The 18,880-nt window shown below is 44.3% G+C and carries 18 protein-coding genes; 16 read left to right on the forward strand and 2 right to left on the reverse strand.

Going from position 1 to position 18,880, the window contains the following annotated elements:
• Positions 1–7 precede the first annotated feature (7 nt).
• From essB to V6D44_RS10055, 7 genes are all read left to right on the forward strand, one after another.
• Positions 8–1,342 carry a type VII secretion protein EssB gene (gene essB / locus V6D44_RS10025; protein WP_087993290.1) on the forward strand — a complete coding sequence of 445 codons (1,335 nt, stop codon included), beginning with the start codon at positions 8–10 and terminating at the stop codon, positions 1,340–1,342.
• Between the two features lie 60 nt (positions 1,343–1,402).
• The gene (gene essC, locus V6D44_RS10030; protein WP_333516458.1) at positions 1,403–5,890 is read left to right on the forward strand and encodes a type VII secretion protein EssC; all 4,488 of its coding nucleotides are present in this window, start codon (positions 1,403–1,405) and stop codon (positions 5,888–5,890) included.
• A complete protein-coding gene (gene esaA / locus V6D44_RS10035) occupies positions 5,887–9,102 on the forward strand; it encodes a type VII secretion protein EsaA (protein WP_333516459.1) in 3,216 nt (1,071 codons plus the stop codon). Before essC ends, esaA begins: the two co-directional genes overlap by 4 nt.
• Before the next feature lie 31 nt (positions 9,103–9,133).
• Positions 9,134–9,589: a type VII secretion protein EssA gene (essA, locus tag V6D44_RS10040; RefSeq protein ID WP_087993288.1), complete on the forward strand. Its 456-nt coding sequence runs from the start codon at positions 9,134–9,136 to the stop codon at positions 9,587–9,589.
• Between the two features lie 63 nt (positions 9,590–9,652).
• Positions 9,653–10,384: a (S)-benzoin forming benzil reductase gene (locus V6D44_RS10045; RefSeq protein WP_087993287.1), complete on the forward strand. Its 732-nt coding sequence runs from the start codon at positions 9,653–9,655 to the stop codon at positions 10,382–10,384.
• A gap of 196 nt (positions 10,385–10,580) precedes the next feature.
• Positions 10,581–11,111 carry an HD domain-containing protein gene (locus tag V6D44_RS10050; RefSeq protein WP_202328137.1) on the forward strand — a complete coding sequence of 177 codons (531 nt, stop codon included), beginning with the start codon at positions 10,581–10,583 and terminating at the stop codon, positions 11,109–11,111.
• A gap of 190 nt (positions 11,112–11,301) precedes the next feature.
• The gene (locus V6D44_RS10055; RefSeq protein ID WP_087993285.1) at positions 11,302–11,538 is read left to right on the forward strand and encodes a YuzF family protein; all 237 of its coding nucleotides are present in this window, start codon (positions 11,302–11,304) and stop codon (positions 11,536–11,538) included.
• A 38-nt stretch (positions 11,539–11,576) separates the two neighbouring features.
• Here V6D44_RS10055 and V6D44_RS10060 read toward each other — a convergent pair whose 3' ends face one another.
• Positions 11,577–11,966, reverse strand: a complete 390-nt coding sequence (locus V6D44_RS10060; protein ID WP_333516461.1) for a DUF2283 domain-containing protein — start codon at positions 11,964–11,966, stop codon at positions 11,577–11,579.
• 113 nt (positions 11,967–12,079) lie between these two features.
• Between V6D44_RS10060 and V6D44_RS10065 the strand changes: the two genes are divergently transcribed.
• The 7 genes from V6D44_RS10065 to pdeH all read left to right on the forward strand — a co-directional run bounded on the left by V6D44_RS10065 (position 12,080) and on the right by pdeH (position 17,765).
• Positions 12,080–13,189: an AI-2E family transporter gene (locus V6D44_RS10065; protein WP_148963972.1), complete on the forward strand. Its 1,110-nt coding sequence runs from the start codon at positions 12,080–12,082 to the stop codon at positions 13,187–13,189.
• 59 nt (positions 13,190–13,248) lie between these two features.
• Positions 13,249–13,470, forward strand: a complete 222-nt coding sequence (locus V6D44_RS10070; protein ID WP_087993284.1) for a spore germination protein — start codon at positions 13,249–13,251, stop codon at positions 13,468–13,470.
• A 74-nt stretch (positions 13,471–13,544) separates the two neighbouring features.
• Positions 13,545–13,793, forward strand: a complete 249-nt coding sequence (locus V6D44_RS10075) for a YueH family protein (RefSeq protein ID WP_333516463.1) — start codon at positions 13,545–13,547, stop codon at positions 13,791–13,793.
• Between the two features lie 71 nt (positions 13,794–13,864).
• Positions 13,865–14,263 (forward strand): YueI family protein, encoded by a 399-nt coding sequence (locus tag V6D44_RS10080; protein ID WP_087993282.1) that lies wholly within the window; start codon positions 13,865–13,867, stop codon positions 14,261–14,263.
• Between the two features lie 96 nt (positions 14,264–14,359).
• A complete protein-coding gene (locus V6D44_RS10085; RefSeq protein WP_087993281.1) occupies positions 14,360–14,911 on the forward strand; it encodes a cysteine hydrolase family protein in 552 nt (183 codons plus the stop codon).
• Between the two features lie 15 nt (positions 14,912–14,926).
• Positions 14,927–16,393: a nicotinate phosphoribosyltransferase gene (locus V6D44_RS10090; RefSeq protein WP_333516464.1), complete on the forward strand. Its 1,467-nt coding sequence runs from the start codon at positions 14,927–14,929 to the stop codon at positions 16,391–16,393.
• A gap of 142 nt (positions 16,394–16,535) precedes the next feature.
• Positions 16,536–17,765: a cyclic di-GMP phosphodiesterase gene (gene pdeH / locus V6D44_RS10095; protein ID WP_087993279.1), complete on the forward strand. Its 1,230-nt coding sequence runs from the start codon at positions 16,536–16,538 to the stop codon at positions 17,763–17,765.
• Here the strand turns inward: pdeH and V6D44_RS10100 are convergent.
• A complete protein-coding gene (locus V6D44_RS10100) occupies positions 17,744–18,109 on the reverse strand; it encodes a hypothetical protein (protein WP_087993278.1) in 366 nt (121 codons plus the stop codon). The two genes, pdeH and V6D44_RS10100, sit on opposite strands and share 22 nt — an antisense overlap.
• Positions 18,110–18,141: 32 nt before the next feature.
• On the opposite strand from V6D44_RS10100, the gene V6D44_RS10105 reads away from it, so the two are divergent.
• Together V6D44_RS10105 and degQ are read left to right on the forward strand one after the other, a co-directional pair.
• Positions 18,142–18,279, forward strand: coding sequence for a hypothetical protein (locus V6D44_RS10105; protein ID WP_176365307.1), 138 nt, complete (start codon positions 18,142–18,144; stop codon positions 18,277–18,279).
• A 289-nt stretch (positions 18,280–18,568) separates the two neighbouring features.
• Positions 18,569–18,709, forward strand: coding sequence for a degradation enzyme regulation protein DegQ (degQ, locus tag V6D44_RS10110; protein WP_003220708.1), 141 nt, complete (start codon positions 18,569–18,571; stop codon positions 18,707–18,709).
• The last annotated feature ends 171 nt before the right edge of the window (positions 18,710–18,880 follow it).

Here is an 18,880-nt window from a genome sequence, read left to right on the forward strand (position 1 = left end):
TGGTTGAATGTCAGGTAAACAAAAATCATATTTAGAAAACCAATTAGAAGCTGTTGCCGAGAAAACAGATGCCGGCTATACATTTACCTTTCAGCGGGAAACAATAAAGCTTCTGGACGGTCTCGAAGCCAATGTGATCAAAGATGTAAATCCATTTTTTCATAAAGAGATCGCTGTGACGGATGATGAAGTAATCATCACAATCCAACCTCCTCCCTCCTATAAAGCATTCCGCTTCATGAAAGCTAAAGATAAAAAAAGCAAATGGCAGTTTGCCTATCAGCTTGTCCAAGCTATACAGCAGCACAATCTGTCGAGGCTGAATGTGATTGTCGCTCCTGAAAACATTGTATTCGATAAAGGGCTGACGCCTTATTTTCTCCATTATGGAGTAAAAGAAAGCATTCCTCCTTACGAGCATGATGAGGAAAGAGTGTGGCGGGAGCTGAAAGCGGCAGCGGCTTTGGCAGTTGACGGCGCTTTTGCATTTGAAGAATACCTGAAATTCAATGAAACGCTGACGTTCTCCGCAGAGGCTAAGGCGATATTGGATGCGGCGTCCTATGATGACCTGCTCGAGCTGATTCAAACCCATATCGATGAGCTCGAAGCCAAAGCGAAAACATACATACATATCCCGAGAAAGAAGTGGAACATCCAGCGATACATCGGCCTGGGACTCATTGTTTTGCTGGTACCGGCTCTTATTTATTCGATGTACGCCTTATTTTTCGCGCAGCCAAAGCACCAGGCGATAGTGGACAGCAACCGTGCTTTCTTAAACAAGCAGTACAGTGAGGTGATCAGCACGCTGTCGAAGTACGATGCGGAAAGCCTGCCGGAATCGGTGCAGTATCAGCTTGCTTATTCCTATGTAGAAATTGAAAAACAGCTTTTAGATTATCAACGAGATAATATTGAGAAGCTGGTGACATTGCAATCTGAACCGCAGCATTTCCTTTATTGGATTGATATTGGCAGAGGGGATTATAAAGAAGCGATCAGTATTGGACATAAGCTCGAGTATAACCCATACATTTGGCTTGGCCTTTATAAATATAAACAGCAGCTCTTAGCTGAGGATAGTAATGATGAAGCAACTCAAAAAGAACTTGATTCTGTAGACAGCGAACTTGATAAAGTGAATAAAGCTAACGCTGAACAGAAAAAAGAATCGAACACTGAGTCTTCAACAACTGGTACAACCGAACAACAAACACAAACAGACAAAGAAAAACAACAAGCTGAAGAAAAAGCGGCAGAAGAAAAAGCGACAAAAGAAGAACAAGCGAAGAAAGAAAAAGAAACAGAAAAGAAAGATGAGAAAAAAGATGACAAATAACGTGAGACATGAAGCGCGGGTCATCGGATGCTGCCGTTTGGCCGTTAGGGGGTTCGCCATTTGAGTCTATTATGGGTTTTTTACCAAAATAACGTTCAAAAACTGAAACTGTCTGACCTCCCGTCGTCCCATCCGGCGACCATTGGGCCTGATGTGAAGGATTCCATTACGATCGGCACCATTCCGTTTGAAAGCGGAGTGATTTCTCTTCAAAGAAAGGAATCTGAAGGCCAATACGAAGTTTTTCTGGGAAATGATGGTCTCGGCGTGATTGAGCCGGATACATCATTTTCTCTTCAAACGGATCAGCAGGATATACGCTTGATCTTGACGGGCAATGAGCCGGAGAAAACCGTTTATTTTACGGGGAATCGGGATGAAATCATATGTTCTTTAGAAAACCCGAATGCAGATATTTATCTGAATCCGCAAGATTTTGCTTTTGCAGAACAAAGCACGTTTTCGTTGCTTCGTGTCGGTCAAAGCTGGTCGGTTCAACCTGATAGCGGGACGGTCTTCTTGAACGGAGAGAAGATTAACGCCAATACACCGCTCCAGCCGGGAGATGAAATCTTCTGGAACTTTACGCAAATGAGAGTGACGGAACAAGACCTTTTAGAAGTTGTTCATTTTGCACCGTTTGAAACAGCATTAACAGAAACGGTCAAACCGAGCACAGAGATGCAGAAAAAATATCCGCAGTACAGAAGAACGCCGCGAATGGTGTACGACCTGCCGGATGACCGCGTGTCCTTCAGTTTTCCCTCTCAAGAGAGCGATCAAACCAACAGAGGTCTGTGGCTTGTCATCCTGCCGCCGCTTGTGATGCTGATCGTGATGGGCGTTGTCGCCATCATCCAGCCGCGCGGCATATTCATCCTCGTTTCTCTGGCGATGTTTATGATGACCCTCATTACCTCGACGGTGCAATATTTCCGCGATAAAAACCAACGGAAAAAACGCGAGGAAAAACGGGAACGTGTGTATAAGCTTTACTTAGACAACAAGCGGAAAGAACTTCAGGCGCTTTCTGAAAAGCAAAAGCAGGTTCTTGAGTTTCATTTCCCTTCGTTTGAACAAATGAAATACTTAACAAGTGAAATCAGTGACCGGATCTGGGAAAAATCACTTGAAAGCAAGGATTATCTCCAGCTGCGGATTGGGACGGGAACAGTCCCTTCAAGCTATGAAATCAATATGAGCGGCGGAGACTTGGCCAATCGTGATATCGATGACCTCATGGAGAAATCGCAGCACATGCAGCGTATCTATAAGGATATTCGCAATGCGCCGGTTACGGTCGATTTGGCGGAAGGTCCGATGGGGCTTGTCGGTAAAGCACAAATTGTGAAAAATGAGATTCACCAGCTGATCGGACAATTGTCGTTCTTCAACAGCTATCACGATTTGCGTTTCGTATTTATTTTTCATGAAGAAGAGTATAAAGACTGGGAGTGGATGAAGTGGCTGCCGCAATTTCAAATGCCCCATATTTATGCGAAAGGATTTATTTATAATGAGCAAACCCGAGATCAGCTCCTGTCTTCACTTTATGAATTGATCAGAGAGCGCGATCTCGAAGATGACAAAGAAAAATTGCAGTTCAAACCGCATTTTGTATTTGTCATCACGAATCAGCAGCTGATCTCAGAGCACGTCATTCTCGAATATTTAGAAGGACAGCATGAACATCTGGGCATCTCTACAATTGTTGCCGCGGAAACAAAGGAAAGCTTGTCGGAAAATATTACGACTCTTGTCCGCTACATCAATGAGCATGAAGGGGACATTTTAATACAAAAGAAAAAAGCGGTAAGGATTCCGTTCCGCCTCGATCATCATCAGCGCGGGGACAACGAACGGTTCTCACGCACGCTGCGGACGCTGAATCACCAGGTCGGCATTACGAATTCCATTCCGGAAACGGTATCGTTCCTGGAGCTTTTCCATGCGAAGGAAGTAAAGGAAGTCGGCATTCAGCAAAAATGGCAGACGAGTGAATCGGCGAAGTCGCTGTCAGTGCCGATCGGCTATAAGGGGAAAGATGACATTGTGTATCTGAACCTTCACGAAAAAGCCCACGGTCCGCACGGGCTGCTTGCGGGGACAACGGGGTCAGGAAAAAGTGAATTTCTCCAGACCTACATTTTGTCACTTGCGGTGCATTTTCACCCGCATGAAGCGGCTTTTTTATTAATTGACTATAAGGGCGGAGGAATGGCGCAGCCGTTTCGCAACATTCCTCATTTGCTCGGCACCATCACGAATATTGAAGGAAGCAAAAACTTCAGTATGCGTGCGCTTGCTTCGATTAAAAGCGAGCTGAAAAAAAGACAGCGCCTGTTTGATCAGTATCAAGTCAATCACATCAATGACTATACAAAGCTGTACAAGCAGGGGAAAGCAGAAGTGGCAATGCCTCACTTGTTCTTAATTTCTGATGAGTTCGCCGAGCTGAAAAGCGAGGAGCCTGATTTTATCAGGGAGCTTGTCAGTGCCGCGCGTATCGGGCGAAGTCTCGGCGTTCATTTGATTTTGGCGACACAGAAGCCGGGCGGCATCATTGATGACCAGATCTGGAGTAACTCGCGTTTTAAAGTAGCGCTGAAGGTTCAGGATGCCACCGACAGTAAAGAAATTTTGAAAAACAGCGATGCCGCAAACATTACCGTTACAGGACGCGGGTATTTGCAGGTCGGCAACAATGAAGTGTATGAGCTGTTCCAATCCGCTTGGAGCGGCGCGCCTTACTTAGAGGAAGTCTACGGCACAGAGGACGAAATCGCGATCGTCACGGATACGGGTCTGATCCCGCTTTCTGAAGTGGATACCGAAGATATCGCGAAAAAAGACGTTCAAACAGAAATCGAAGCTATAGTTGATGAAATTGAACGCATCCAAGATGAAATGGGAATCGAGAAGCTGTCAAGTCCATGGCTGCCGCCGCTCGCGGAACGTATCCCGCGCACTCTTTTCCCTTCAGACGAAAAAGATCATTTCCACTTTGCGTATGTTGATGAACCTGATCTGCAAAGACAGGCGCCAATTGCTTATAAGATGATGGAAGACGGAAATATCGGCATATTTGGCTCTTCCGGCTACGGAAAATCGATTGCAGCCGCAACGTTCCTGATGAGCTTTGCGGACGTATACACACCTGAAGAGCTTCATGTCTATATCTTTGATTTCGGAAACGGAACGCTTCTGCCATTAGCGAAGCTGCCGCATACCGCGGATTACTTCCTGATGGACCAATCACGAAAAATTGAAAAGTTCATGATTCGAATCAAGGAAGAAATTGACCGCCGTAAACGTCTGTTCAGGGAAAAAGAAATCAGCCACATTAAAATGTACAATGCGCTGAGCGAAGAAGAGCTTCCGTTCATTTTCATCACCATTGATAACTTTGACATCGTCAAGGATGAAATGCATGAGCTTGAAGCGGAGTTTGTCCAGCTTTCCAGAGACGGACAGAGCTTAGGCATTTACTTCATGATGACAGCAACGCGGGTTAATGCTGTCCGCCAGTCATTGTTAAATAACCTGAAAACCAAGGTTGTCCATTATCTCATGGATCAATCTGAGGGATATTCGATTTATGGACGGCCGAAGTTCAATCTTGAACCGATTCCGGGACGCGTCATCATCCAAAAGGAAGAGCTTTATTTCGCACAAATGTTCCTCCCTGTTGAAGCGGACGATGATATCGGCATGTTCAACGGGCTGAAAGCAGACGTTCAGAATCTTCAGGACCGTTTTGCTTCACTGGAGCAGCCGGCACCAATTCCGATGCTGCCTGAGAGCCTGTCGACGAAAGAATTTTCTCTCCGCTTCAAGCTGGAACGCAAGCCGTTATCTGTACCGATCGGGCTTCATGAAGAAACAGTCAGCCCAGTCTATTTTGATTTGGGCAAGCATAAACACTGCATGATTTTAGGCCAGACCCAGCGCGGGAAAACAAACGTCTTAAAAGTTATGCTTGAACATCTGATTGATGATGAAACCGAAATGATCGGCCTGTTTGACTCGATTGACCGCGGCTTATCCCATTATGCGAAGGAATCGGATGTCTCATACTTGGAAACGAAAGAAGATATTGAACAGTGGAGCGAAACAGCAGAAGGCATTTTCAAAACAAGAGAAGCCATGTATGTAGAAGCCGTCCGTCAGGGAGACGCGCAAAATCTGCAATTCTCACAAGTGGTGCTGATGATTGACGGAATTACGAGATTCCAACAGACGATTGATACGAGAATACAAGACCGTCTGGCAAACTTCATGAAATCATACGCGCATCTTGGCTTCAGCTTTATCCCGGGCGGAAATCACAGTGAATTCTCAAAAGGCTATGACTCCTTGACGACAGAGATGAAGCAAATCCGCCACGCCATTCTGCTGATGAAAAAATCTGAACAAAATGTCATTCCTCTCCCGTACCAAAGACAGGAGCCTGAGATTCAGCCGGGCTTCGGATATGTTGTGGAAAACGGGAAGGAGCAAAAAGTTCAAATTCCTTTATGTTCTGCTGAAAGGGAGAGTGCTAGATGACAGAACAACGAAAAAGCTTGATCAAGTTAATATCCGCCGTCATCATCGTTTTGCTGCTGCCGGTTTTGTTTTTCCGTTTTATCGGAGAAGACCCGGCGAAAAAAGTAGCCAATTCAACGCGGCAAATCGCGGTGGTGAACGAAGACACAGGTGTATTGAGTGAAGAGGTGAAGTCTGATGAAGAGGACAGTTCCGCCCAGTTCGGCAAAGAAGTAGCTGCCGTTCTGGGAGAACGCCCTGATTATTCGTGGACGGTCCTAAACCGAAGCGCGGCCGAGACAGGTCTCGCATCAAAGAAATACGATGCGATCGTCTACATTCCCTCAGATTTCTCAAAAAACATTTTGAGTTATGACAAAGATCATCCTCAAAAAGCAACACTCGAATTCAGCATTCAAGATAACCTGAATGCGGTCAACAAAGAAAAAGTGCAGCGCGAGCTTGAAGATGCGCAAAAGACAATGAATAAAAAAATGTCGGCTTTATATTGGAATTTTGTTTCACAAAAAGTGGACAACATCAGAGGAGAATTTGACAATATCGTCAATAAAGAATCTGAATTCCAAAATGTCATGTACAACTTTTACAAACCTAGCTCAAATGATTTAGCAGGTGAAATCAAACAGCAAAAAGACTTAATCGATGAGCTGAAAAAATCAATGAATGAAGCGCAAGGCACAACAAAAGAAAAAGCTTCAACAGCGGAAGAAGCCAAAAACACGCTGAAAGATTTCGTTGATACCGTTGAAAGATACAAAGAATATCAAGAAAATCAGAAAAAGCTGCTTTTGGCAGCCCAGGATTCTACTCACCAGCAAATCCAGACAGGCCTGGATGCCATTTCAGCGCAGCAAAAAGCCAATCAGTTCAGCGAACGCATGAGCGGACTGGCAACAGGAATCAGCCAAGCGAAAACACAGCTTGGGATTGCTGGTCTTGCGATGGATGAAGCTAAAAAGGCAAGGCAGGATCAAGTGCCATTGCAAGAAATGGGTATGGCGAGGATTCAGAGTGATTTAATTGATCAATTCCAAGCCCAATCAAGGCTAAATACGTTAAACAAAATTTATAAAAAGCTTAAAGATAAGCGTGCACTGTTACTTGTTCCAGACAGTCAAGGTCCTAGCAATGGCTCTAACGATGACAACCAGAACAATGATAAAGAGCCGGAGAACGTAGATCCTGAAGAACTAAAAATTGATCTTGAAAATCAGCGTGAATTAATGAAAAACATTGCAGCTGACATTCAAGACATTTCAGACAGTCTTAAGGAATCTGAAAAAGAGGATACGACGCCAGAAGAGCCTAAGACAGAGCCGGATACAAATTCCGGAAATAATGATGGAGACGGGTCGATTCCAAATGATCAAAATGATAATTCTGGAGAAGACAATAACAGCAGTGATACCGGAACGGACGGACAAACGGACGGCAACACTCAGGATCAAGACCAGCAGCCGGGTACAGACGGCCAGGATCAGAACGGCGATGCCACTAACGGCGAGTCAGACAGCGGACAAACCGAAACGGACACATCTGCCGAACAGACTGCTTCATCTGACTCAGCCCTTCAAATGATCCAGCTGGCAAATGAAGACGGAACCGGAGATTCAGGCGATACCGAAGGCGACGGCGGGACGACGCAGCCTGAGGACGAAGAACAAACCGGAAACGACGAGATTTCTGATATCGCAAAAGCAAAAGAACAGCTCAGCAAAGCGTCTGAGCGAATCAAGCAAATTGAAGAAGAGCTCAAAGAAAAAGAAACTGCCCATAACGAAGAGCTAGAAAAGAAATTAATAGAATTGCAAGAGAAAATAGACAACCTAGATGATGAAATAGTGAAATTGAAGAAAAAAGTAAATGATTTAGAAGATCAGTTAAAAGATATGCATTTACAGGTGTATGATAGTGGCATTTATAAAATGATTCTCGAGCTGGAAAATAAAGACCAGCTTCAATTTCAAGGTGACATTAACACAGTGAAAATCGATGATTTAATGGATTATTATAAATATCTATCGATATATGACTCTGTATTGTACGGTACTATTGATTATGATGCAAAGAATACTGTTCTCGCCGACCAGCAGGGCAACGTCAAATCAGTCCTGGCTCTCACACCGGAAGAATCAGCCAGCTGGGAAGACCTCAAAAACAATATGATGCAAACGGATGAAGACATTAACAGCTTCATCGACGGCATGACCAAATTTGCGGACGAGTACAGCGGCTTTATCCGTGACTCTCAAGCAGGTGTTCTCGACGAACTGACGAAAATCTCTGACAGCGCCGCCAAAGCGTCAGAACAGCTGGTAACAGGCACAACGCAAGAAGCAGCGACGTTCAGTAACGACGGGCTGTCTGGCACAATGGCACTGAGTGTCCAAGATACGGTCGGCCAGGAAGTGCTGCAAATGTCAGACATGATGGGGTCATTGTCTGATCGCCAGTCAGGCATTATTGATTACACAACCAACATGCAGCAAAGCGTGAATGATGTTCAGGCGAAAGCTGACACATTAAACAATAACTGGGGGAAAAATGTCGCCTCCACAAAGCTTGTCCGCAGTGACGTATATGGCATACTGGGAAATACATTAGTAGACGGGCAAAACAACGGCTATGTATATGATTACTTGGCGAATCCGCTTAAAATCAGCGGAGAGGTTCCGGAAGAAAAAACGCAGACGGTGCCGCCGGTTGTCATTCTAGTCATTGTATTGATCAGCAGTTTGTTAATCGGCTATTTCAGCTCGTATTACCAAAACGCGCCGCTTCTCGTCAAAGGAGCGTTATTCGGCATTCTGAACATCCTTGTCGGACTCATGATCAGCTTGTTCGGTTTGAATATTTATTCGCTGCCGGACGATCAGACGATCAAGTGGTCTGTATTTACGATTCTATTGCTGGTTGCAAGCTCTGCCTTCATCCGGGCGGCATTCAGATTCGGATCAATTTCTGGATGGGTTGCTTCAGCGGCGATGATTCTATTCTACGTCGCACCGCTTATTGATTTGATTATGCCGAACTTTACATTTGAAGATCCTGTTTCGAAAGTATTTATCGACATCCAGTACGGCACAGGGCACTTGTTTACAATGGGAATAACGGTTCTGCTGGTCATTACGGTGATTGCCGCGGCTCTGCCGCTTGTGATCCGGCTGATGGCGGAAAAAACAGCAGAAAGCGATGAAACATATGAAGCGTAATCGCAGTATGGAAAAGGGGATCATGATTTGTATGCTCTCCTTTTCCCTTTTCATACCCTCTGCCGCCGCTGCCGAAACTGAAGAAAATACAGATGTCGCGCCAAACCAATATGAGAAAAAAGACATCGAAATCGATACGAATTATTTGCATGAAGATTCCTACTATGAAGAGAAAACAGAACTGCCTGAGGAACAGAAGGATATTACCTTTGATAAGCCGGAGGACAAGGACGCCGAGCTGATTAAAGGTTTGTTTACATCAACAGATGCCGAAGAATCCAACACGATTGCGGCCCAGTCGAAACAGCTCGGGATTACGTTTGCTGAAAAACCGATCACAAAGACGTCATCCACGGAAACAAAGGAAGAAGAAGCAACATCTTCACTGCTGCTTCCGATTCTGTATGTCGTGCTGATTCTGCTCGGAATTGCAGGGATTGTGTTCCTCATCCCAAAAGTCACAGCGCAGGAGAACAAAAAGGTGTAGGCCGCGTGCTTGTGTTGTGCAAAAGCGGTACCGTACAATAGGAACGGGAGGAGGAGGTTTCCAATGGAACTTTATATCATCACCGGAGCGTCAAAAGGACTGGGAAAAGCCATTGCATTACAGGCTTTAGAGAAGGGCCATGAAGTCCATGCCTTATCCAGAACAAAAGCTGATATCTCTCATGATAAACTGACGCAGCATCAAATAGACCTCATCAATCTTGAAGAAGCTGAACAGCAATTTGAAACATTGCTTTCATCCATCAATCCAGATCGTTATTCAGGTATTACGCTGATCAATAACGCCGGAATGGTAACGCCGATCAAACGCGCCGGCGAAGCGTCTCGTGACGAGCTGCAGCGCCATTATCAGCTGAACCTGACAGCGCCCGTGCTTTTGAGTCAGCTGTTTACAAAACGGTTTGCTTTATACAGCGGCAAAAAGACGGTTGTCAACATTACGTCAGGCGCCGCCAAAAATCCATACAAAGGATGGAGCGCGTATTGCAGCTCAAAAGCCGGGCTTGACATGTTTACGAGGACATTCGGATTTGAACAAGAGGATGGAGAACTGCCGGTGAACATGATTTCTTTCTCACCAGGTGTGATGGACACTGAGATGCAAGCCGTCATCCGTTCTTCATCTAAAAAGGATTTCCACGACATTGAACGATTCCGGAAGTTAAATGAAACAGGAAGCCTTCGCAGTCCGGCCTTTATTGCCGGCACGCTTCTTTCTTTATTAGAAAAAGGGACGGAAAACGGACGCATTTACGATATAAAAGAGTTTTTGTAGAGCAGACATTTTCTGCTCTTTTTTTGATTAAAAAGGCAATCGCCCGCGCGTTTTGTTGAGCAGCCGCATATACTGACTGAAACGCTGCTTTTAGGGTATAACAATGATGATAAGCAGACAAAATGATGTGACATAAGAATTGAGTTTCTCTGCAAATTATGTTAGGATTCTAAAAATATCTAAAGGAGGGGTTTCCATGAGAAAGGTTACATTAATGGATGTTTTCACCCATCCAATTGCACAAAAATATATGCAACGCTCCGGTGTGGCACATGCGATTGCCTGCGCTTACCATGCGTACAGGCTGTCTATAAAAGCTGACATCAGCCCTGATTTAGCTGCGAAAGCGGCGCTGCTGCATGACATCGGCCATTATGAATGGTATACAGACGGCAAGTGGGATTATGAGAAATACAAAAGAAATGACATTCATGCCATTAAAGGGGCGGAACGGGCGCATAAGCTTCTGATTCGGCTTGGCGAGGAACCGAAAGCGGCAAAAGAGATTGCTCTTGCCATTTTGCTTCATACAGATTCCTATTTGCCTGAAGGCGAATTAGATAAAAACACGCTGCAGCAGATTGTCAAAAAAGCGGACGAACTTGATGAAGAGCCGGGCGGCCGACATCATTACCGCCAGATTGATTCTTCAACGGCACGTAAAAAAATAGAAAAGCTGGATCAATTAATCGACCAAACTCAGGCATCGACGATAAAGTCTGTATAAGTCCCGCTTGTTATACACGGAACAGCGCCAGCTTTCTTCGCTGTCTCCGCTTCACCGCCATTTCCTTTACACCCGCTTCCAAACATCTTCTCCTATAGTCTCCGCACCCCTTGGTTTTATCAGGAAAGCCTGTGTCATTATCCATAATAACGGCATAAGCTGAGATAAAACATAAAAAGGGGATTGAAGTATGGTCAACCAAGGTAGTCCGCAACTGGTCTCTTTAGTCGATCCTTATGTCTATCAGACCATTAAAAAGCTCATCGGCTCAAGGTTCATTATACAGACAGTACGAGATACGGTCAGAGGCAGACTGATCGATGTAAAACCTGACCATATCACAATTGAAGGAGCCCGAAATTCCGTTTGTTTGATCAGAATCCAGCACATGATTTCCGTCACGCCAGATTACAGTGAGCGGGTTTAAGTGCTTGCGCATGAAAAATAGGCGTACACCGTGACGTCCTATTTTTCAGTTAAGCGCTGCAAAAACGCACTGTGGTCCATCGTTTCGTCAAGATCAAATCCGGCAAATTCCTGATAGCGGGCATCTGAAAAACAAAAAGTAACGCCGTACACTGTATAATTGGAACGTACTGAAGCATGTTGACGGACACGAAAATGATAGCCGTCTGCATCTTTTACATATATCCGGGATGTTCCGGCAAACGGGGAACATAGCAAAGCTGTCTCACCAAAACATTCGAATCCGGCAATTATGCCGTCTAGGCCGATATCCAGCAGGATACAATCATTGACTTTAAGCGCCTCCGGCTGTAAATTCCCGCGCATATTCGGAGGAAGAAGGCGGATATACGCCAGTTCTGACTCTTTATCGTATGTCACGGCCTTCATCACCAACACTCCTTTCATCACATTAAGAGTTCTGATATGAGTTCATTTTTGTTACAATGATGGGTATAAGCCCTTTTATCTGACAAACAAAGAAAAACTAGGAGGAACAAAGCTTGTTGAAATCAAAAGTCCATTTTTGGACATTGCAGATTTTATTTGTTTTGCTGATTATTTATGTCGCAACAAAGGTTTCATTTGTGTTTCAGCCGTTTATTGTTTTTATCTCGACACTGTTTTTCCCGATGCTGATAGCGGGAATTTTGTATTTTATTTTTAATCCGGTCGTCCGCCTGCTTGAAAAAAAAATTCCGCGGACCTTATCCATTCTATTGATCTATTTACTATTTATCGGTTTGCTGGCCTTTGTTTCCGCGGCAGTCGGACCTGTCATTACGTCGCAAGTCACCGGGCTGTTTAACAATCTTCCTGATTATATAAAACAGATTCAGTCGCTGACAAACGATCTGTCCCATTCCCAATGGTTTACCTGGATGATGAACCAGGATTATGTATCAATATCAAAAATTGAACAGTCGTTGACAAGCTTTCTCCAAAATCTGCCGCAAAATATCACGTCCAGTTTATCTGCGGTGTTTGGCGTCGTGACAAATATCACGCTTGTTATTATCACGGTTCCATTTATCCTTTTTTATATGCTGAAAGACGGACACCGCTTTCCGCACCTGGCAGTGAAAATTCTTCCGGCTTCTTATCGGACAGAAGGCTTAAAGATTTTTAAAGATTTATCCGATACGCTTGCGGCTTATTTTCAGGGACAGCTGTTAATCTGTCTTTTTGTCGGAACAGCGTGTTTTATAGGCTACTTAATCGCCGGTGTTCCATACGCCCTGATTCTTGGGATTGTCATGGCGATTACCAACATCATTCCTTATGTCGGGCCTTTTCTCGGTGCTGCGCCGGCTGTCATTGTCGGTTTTATGGACTCGCCGGCCAAAGCGCTGTTCGCGATTATTGTGGTGGTCGTCGTTCAGCAGCTCGACGGTAATCTGCTGTCTCCTCTCGTGATCGGAAAGCGGCTCAATACGCATCCGCTTACGATTATTTTGCTGTTGATCGGAGCGGGGAGCTTCGGCGGCATTCTCGGCATGATTTTAGCGGTCCCGGTGTACGCGGTAGTGAAGGCATTCTTCCTGAATATTGTCCGCCTCATCAAACTGCGCCAGCGCTCACGCCTTGAAGAAAACGCGAAGCCCGCTGAATAGGCGGGCACCATTTGCGCCTCTTTGCATATGATGCTGTAAGTCAATGCGGAGGTGGGGAAATGCCTGCGATTGTAGGTCCGATTTATATTATGTCAATATCAGGTGATGCGGCGGCCAGTTTTGGAGATGTGTTTGCGATTTCACCGAAAAGCGTCGATCACTCAGGCGTGGGCTCGGGGGCGTTTCAGCTCGGTGATTTTGTGAGCATCAATAACCAAACGAGTAAAACGCTCTTCAAAGATGCCGATATCATTGATGAAACAGTTTCGTTTAACGGGTAACAGCCTTTTCAGGGGAGGCTGTTGCTTTTTTATTGTATAATATGGGTAGTCTTTGAATAGAGAGGTCATGTTTGATGAAAATAAGAAAAGCGAATATCAATACGCAAACCGGAATGATCACAGACGTGTATCTGCATGAAAACAGAAAAGAACTGCACACGCTTGTAGCGGTTCCGCAGCTGGAGTGGAGCACGATCATTTCTTATGAAGAAGATAAAGCAGCTCTGCCTGAACGCCTGGAAGCTTCTTTGCGCCGGCATACAGAGGAAGTAACGGCAGGTGAGCTGGCCAAAAAAATTATGCATTGGGTAACAGAAATGTAAGCGGCCCTTGAAAGTTTAGCTCCTGCCTGATCAGGTGATAATGAAGACAAACAAGACGGGAGGACGAGCTTTTGAGTGATGATAAAATGGATCTCTATTTGCAGCAAGGAATGTATGGGCCCTTGGAAACAAAACCTGACGAGCGCCACTTGTTTTTAGGCTCATTAAGGGAAAGAGTGCTTTTGGCACTGACGAAAGGACAGGTGCTCAGAAGCAAACCGTATGAAGAAGCGGAGCGTGCGCTCAAAAACAGCAAAAACATCACCCTTTTGATTAATGGAGAGCTTCAGTATCAGTCTTACTCTCCTTATATCCAAATGGCGAACCGGAACGGAGTGCACTTCAAGATCGTATCGGATCTTCAGTTTCATACGCCTCTAGGCCTTGTCATTGCGGCTGACACTGCTGTAAATCGTGAATTGATATATATTCAGGACGACATTTTTAACCGGTCAGTGCTGAAACCTTAAGAGACAAACGGATCGTTTGTCTTTTTATTCATGGCAATTCCCTTACAACTGGAGATAAGATATAATGTTCTCATACTGATGGCGGGGAGGCCAGCTATGAAAAAAGCACTTATTTGTATAGATTATACGAATGATTTTGTGGCGAGTGACGGAAAATTGACTTGCGGAGAGCCTGGCAGAATGATAGAAGAGGCGATTGTCAATTTGACTGAAGACTTCATCACAAACGGTGATTATGCCGTATTTGCAGTAGATTCTCATCATGAAGGGGATCAATATCACCCTGAAACCCGTCTTTTTCCTCCGCATAATATTAAAGGCACGGATGGAAAAGATCTGTACGGAAAGCTTTTGCCTCTATATCAGAAACATGAACATGAACCAAACGTATACTACATGGAAAAAACGAGATATTCTGCTTTTGCGGGTACTGATTTAGAGCTCAAACTCAGAGAGCGGCAGATTGGCGAACTGCATCTTGCCGGCGTCTGCACAGATATTTGTGTGTTGCATACAGCGGTTGACGCATACAACAAAGGGTTCCGGATTGTTGTGCATAAACAGGCTGTTGCCAGCTTTAATCAGGAGGGGCACACGTGGGCTCTTTCCCATTTTGCAAACAGCATCGGAGCGCAAGTGGCAGAGTAAGGAAGGGGAAAAACAGTGTTAGAGTATGGATTTAAAGATGACAGCCTGTCATTACATACAGACCTTTATCAAATCAATATGGCCGAAACCTACTGGAGGGACGGCATTCATGAAAAGAAAGCGATTTTTGAGCTTTTTTTCAGAAGGCTTCCGTTTGAAAATGGCTATGCGGTATTTGCGGGCTTGGAAAAAGCCATCGAATACTTGGAAAATTTCAAGTTTACGGATAGCGACCTGAATTATTTGCAGGAAGAACTCGGGTATCATGAAGATTTTATTGAATATTTGCGCGGTTTAACTTTTACAGGTTCACTTTATTCCATGAAAGAAGGAGAACTCGTTTTTAACAATGAGCCGATTATGAGGGTGGAAGCCCCCCTTGTAGAAGCGCAGCTGATTGAAACGGCTTTGCTCAACATTGTGAACTACCAAACATTAATCGCAACAAAGGCTGCTCGGATTAAAGGCGTCATCGGCGATGAAGTCGCGCTTGAATTTGGAACAAGACGGGCGCATGAAATGGATGCGGCCATGTGGGGAGCGAGAGCAGCCTTAATCGGCGGCTTCAGCGCGACAAGCAATGTAAGAGCCGGAAAGCGCTTTAATATCCCGGTCTCCGGCACTCATGCGCATGCGCTTGTGCAGGCCTACCGCGATGAATATACAGCTTTCAAAAAATACGCGGAAACGCATAAAGATTGCGTCTTCTTAGTAGACACGTATGACACGCTTCGTTCAGGCATGCCGAATGCGATTAAGGTTGCCAAGGAATTCGGAGACCGCATCAACTTTATTGGCATCCGCCTTGACAGCGGCGATTTGGCGTACCTGTCAAAAAAAGCCCGGAAAATGCTCGATGAAGCAGGATTTACAGACGCGAAAGTCATTGCGTCAAGTGACTTGGATGAGCATACCATTATGAATTTAAAGGCTCAGGGAGCGCGCATTGATGTCTGGGGTGTCGGTACGAAGCTGATTACAGCCTATGACCAGCCGGCTCTCGGCGCGGTTTACAAGCTTGTAGCCATTGAAGAAGACGGGAAACTGGTCGATACGATCAAAATTTCGTCTAATCCTGAAAAAGTGACGACACCGGGCAGAAAGAAAGTGTACCGTATTATCAATCAGTCCAATCATCATTCTGAAGGTGACTATATTGCGCTTTATGATGAGCAGGTGAATGATCAGAAGCGGCTCAGAATGTTCCACCCGGTTCATACATTCATCAGCAAATTTGTCACCAATTTTTATGCGAAGGATCTTCATGAGCTGATTTTTGAAAAGGGTATTCTTTGTTACCAAAACCCTGAGATATCAGACATACAGCAGTATGTACAGGATAACCTCAGCCTGCTGTGGGAGGAATATAAAAGAATCAGCAAGCCGGAAGAATATCCGGTTGATTTAAGCGAGGACTGCTGGAGCAATAAAATGCAACGGATTCACGAAGTGAAAAGCAGACTTGATGAAGAACTTGAATAAAAATAAAGAAAACTGGCCTTTCGTTCGCGAAGAGGCCAGTTTTCTTTATGAATATATTATTTTTCATGTTTAGACAATTTTCGTCAAATTATTTGATATACTTAAGAGTGAACGCCGCGCGTAGTGTAAGGGGGATAAATCAATGAGGGTGTTTGTTGCAAGACAGCCTATTTTTAATAGAAAAGAACAGGTTGTTGCTTATGAACTGCTGTATAGAGAAAGCGAAGAGAATGTCTATAGCGCTAAAGACGGCGACCAGGCAACAGCAGATTTGGTGATTAACAGCTTTTTAAACATCGGAATTGAGAAGCTGACGGAAGGGAAACGCTGTTTTGTTAATTTTACGGAAAGCCTGATGTTTTCGAATCTTCCCACCTCCTTTAATCCGAAGCAGCTTGTCATTGAAATCCTTGAAGATATACCAATCACGCCGGCCCTCATCTCAAGATGCAAAGAACTGAAAAAAATGGGGTATATGCTGGCGCTCGATGATTTTTATGCAATAAACCCGCAAAATGAAGACTTACTGGAAAAGCTCATGAGCTATATTGATATATTGAAAATTGATTTTCTTAAAACAACCCGAATGGAACGCAGAAAAATTTTGCAAACCTACGGCTGCAGAGGCTTGATCTTTTTAGCGGAAAAAGTTGAGACCAGAAAAGAATATAAACAGGCGGCCCAAGACGGCTTTCAATTATTTCAGGGCTATTTTTTCAGCGAGCCGCGCATCATCAGCGGGCATGATTTGTCGACTCATTTCTATTCATACTATGAACTGCTTAACGAATTGAGCAAAGAGCAGCCTAACATAAAGCGTGTGACAGAGTACATAGAGCGGGATTTATCACTGTCCTATCAAATCTTAAAATTTTTAAACTCATCCCACAGCCGTTTGAGCCAGAAAATTGAAAGCATTCAGCAGGCTATTATGCTGCTGGGATTTAATGAAATCAAACGGTGGATATACATTCTTTCCTTTAAGGATTTAAGCAGAAAAGGGCATTCCAGCAAGCACGAAATCATTAAGATTTCTTTGATGAGAGCAAAGCTTTGTGAACTGCTGGCGAGAAAAACAGCCCGGCCGCAGCCTGCTTCTTATATGCTGATCGGAATGTTTTCTCTCATAGACACCCTGCTGCATAGAGAAATAGAAGAGATTATTCAAGAATTGCCTTTAAAAGATGAAGTCGGAAAAGCGTTATTAGGCCATCAAAACGACTACTACCACATGCTTGAGCTTGTGAAATGTATTGAAAGCAACAACTGGGACACTCATACAGAATTAGGCAAAGAACTGGATAAAGAAGAAGCGTATGAGTGTTATCTTGAGGCTCTGGAGTGGTGTCATCATCTGATGGACGCAAAATGATTGCGGTCTTCTGACCACCGCAAAGCAAGAATCATTCGGCTTTGCGTCCCGATAAGGCTGATGTAAATGCCGTCGGGATTAAAGACCGCATCCACTTCATGCCGGACGCCCATTTGTTTGATCAGGCGCTTTACAGATTGTTTATCTGACTGCTCGGCTGCGGTCAGGATGCGGCGTGAGAGCTCCCGCGAGCCCGCAATGCGGCTGAGAACGAGCTGGGCATCCGCGAACATTCCTGCGGCCTGCTTCGCTGAACGGATAAAGGTATCTGTATTGCCGTCAGGAGCAGGCGGGCGGCGTATCTCATAAGGATAGGCGTAAAACCAAGGATAGTGATATTTCATGGGAGCACCTCACTCAAAAGGGATGTTTCTATATGTATAGATTTCTAATCGCCGAATATGACAAAGCGAAAGGCCACAACTTTAGCGTTGCGGTCTTTTCGGTGTTTGTCGGTCAGGATACGGCAAGAATCGCGTATTCAATTTTGAAAATACAGTACGGAGGACTATAGTCTTACTTAGTTAAAATGCGAAATGCGTTCAAATCAAGGGAAGTAAGAATCTTTCTCAATTCCAGCAGAAATATACGCTCCTTCACATAGAAATAAAGTCCCGTTCTCGTTGTGATTCCTTCGAGCATAAAGACCTATTGATATTTGCGGTGTCACGCAGGACTTTTTTGCATACTTTTCGGTGAAAAATAACCTGAAAGCAGATACACTATTAGTAACAGATCAAATACCTAGGACTCGTTCACCATACACAATTCATTGATCTTTCAAAAAAAGGAGTGTGGAAACGATGGAAAAGAAACTTGAAGAAGTAAAACAATTGTTATTCCGACTCGAACTTGATATTAAAGAAACGACAGATTCATTACGAAACATTAACAAAAGCATTGATCAGCTCGATAAATACAATTATGCAATGAAAATTTCGTGAAAAAGACTTGGAAACAAGTCTTTTTTTTCGTTCTGCATATACAAATAAAGGATAAAGTATTATATGATTGTTAAAAAACGAAAAACCTGCTGTCCTTTGGATAGCCCATTTAGTAAAATGGAAGGGGAGGGGGGAAGTCGTTATTGAGCAGATATGTTTAGATTCTGTCCG

It is taken from the genome of Bacillus sp. 0209A, assembly GCF_036765095.1.
Classification (GTDB): Bacteria; Bacillota; Bacilli; order Bacillales; family Bacillaceae; genus Bacillus; species Bacillus subtilis_G.

What these genes read in the sequence shown, in the direction of transcription:
- essB (WP_087993290.1), top strand. Translation starts at nt 8, where the DNA reads ATGTCAGGTAAACAAAAATCATATTTAGAAAACCAATTAGAAGCTGTT.
- esaA (WP_333516459.1), top strand. Translation starts at nt 5,887, where the DNA reads ATGACAGAACAACGAAAAAGCTTGATCAAGTTAATATCCGCCGTCATC.
- essA (WP_087993288.1), top strand. Translation starts at nt 9,134, where the DNA reads ATGCTCTCCTTTTCCCTTTTCATACCCTCTGCCGCCGCTGCCGAAACT.
- V6D44_RS10045 (WP_087993287.1), top strand. Translation starts at nt 9,653, where the DNA reads ATGGAACTTTATATCATCACCGGAGCGTCAAAAGGACTGGGAAAAGCC.
- V6D44_RS10050 (WP_202328137.1), top strand. Translation starts at nt 10,581, where the DNA reads ATGAGAAAGGTTACATTAATGGATGTTTTCACCCATCCAATTGCACAA.
- V6D44_RS10055 (WP_087993285.1), top strand. Translation starts at nt 11,302, where the DNA reads ATGGTCAACCAAGGTAGTCCGCAACTGGTCTCTTTAGTCGATCCTTAT.
- V6D44_RS10060 (WP_333516461.1), bottom strand. Translation starts at nt 11,966, where the DNA reads ATGAAGGCCGTGACATACGATAAAGAGTCAGAACTGGCGTATATCCGC.
- V6D44_RS10070 (WP_087993284.1), top strand. Translation starts at nt 13,249, where the DNA reads ATGCCTGCGATTGTAGGTCCGATTTATATTATGTCAATATCAGGTGAT.
- V6D44_RS10075 (WP_333516463.1), top strand. Translation starts at nt 13,545, where the DNA reads ATGAAAATAAGAAAAGCGAATATCAATACGCAAACCGGAATGATCACA.
- V6D44_RS10085 (WP_087993281.1), top strand. Translation starts at nt 14,360, where the DNA reads ATGAAAAAAGCACTTATTTGTATAGATTATACGAATGATTTTGTGGCG.
- pdeH (WP_087993279.1), top strand. Translation starts at nt 16,536, where the DNA reads ATGAGGGTGTTTGTTGCAAGACAGCCTATTTTTAATAGAAAAGAACAG.
- V6D44_RS10100 (WP_087993278.1), bottom strand. Translation starts at nt 18,109, where the DNA reads ATGAAATATCACTATCCTTGGTTTTACGCCTATCCTTATGAGATACGC.
- V6D44_RS10105 (WP_176365307.1), top strand. Translation starts at nt 18,142, where the DNA reads ATGTATAGATTTCTAATCGCCGAATATGACAAAGCGAAAGGCCACAAC.
- degQ (WP_003220708.1), top strand. Translation starts at nt 18,569, where the DNA reads ATGGAAAAGAAACTTGAAGAAGTAAAACAATTGTTATTCCGACTCGAA.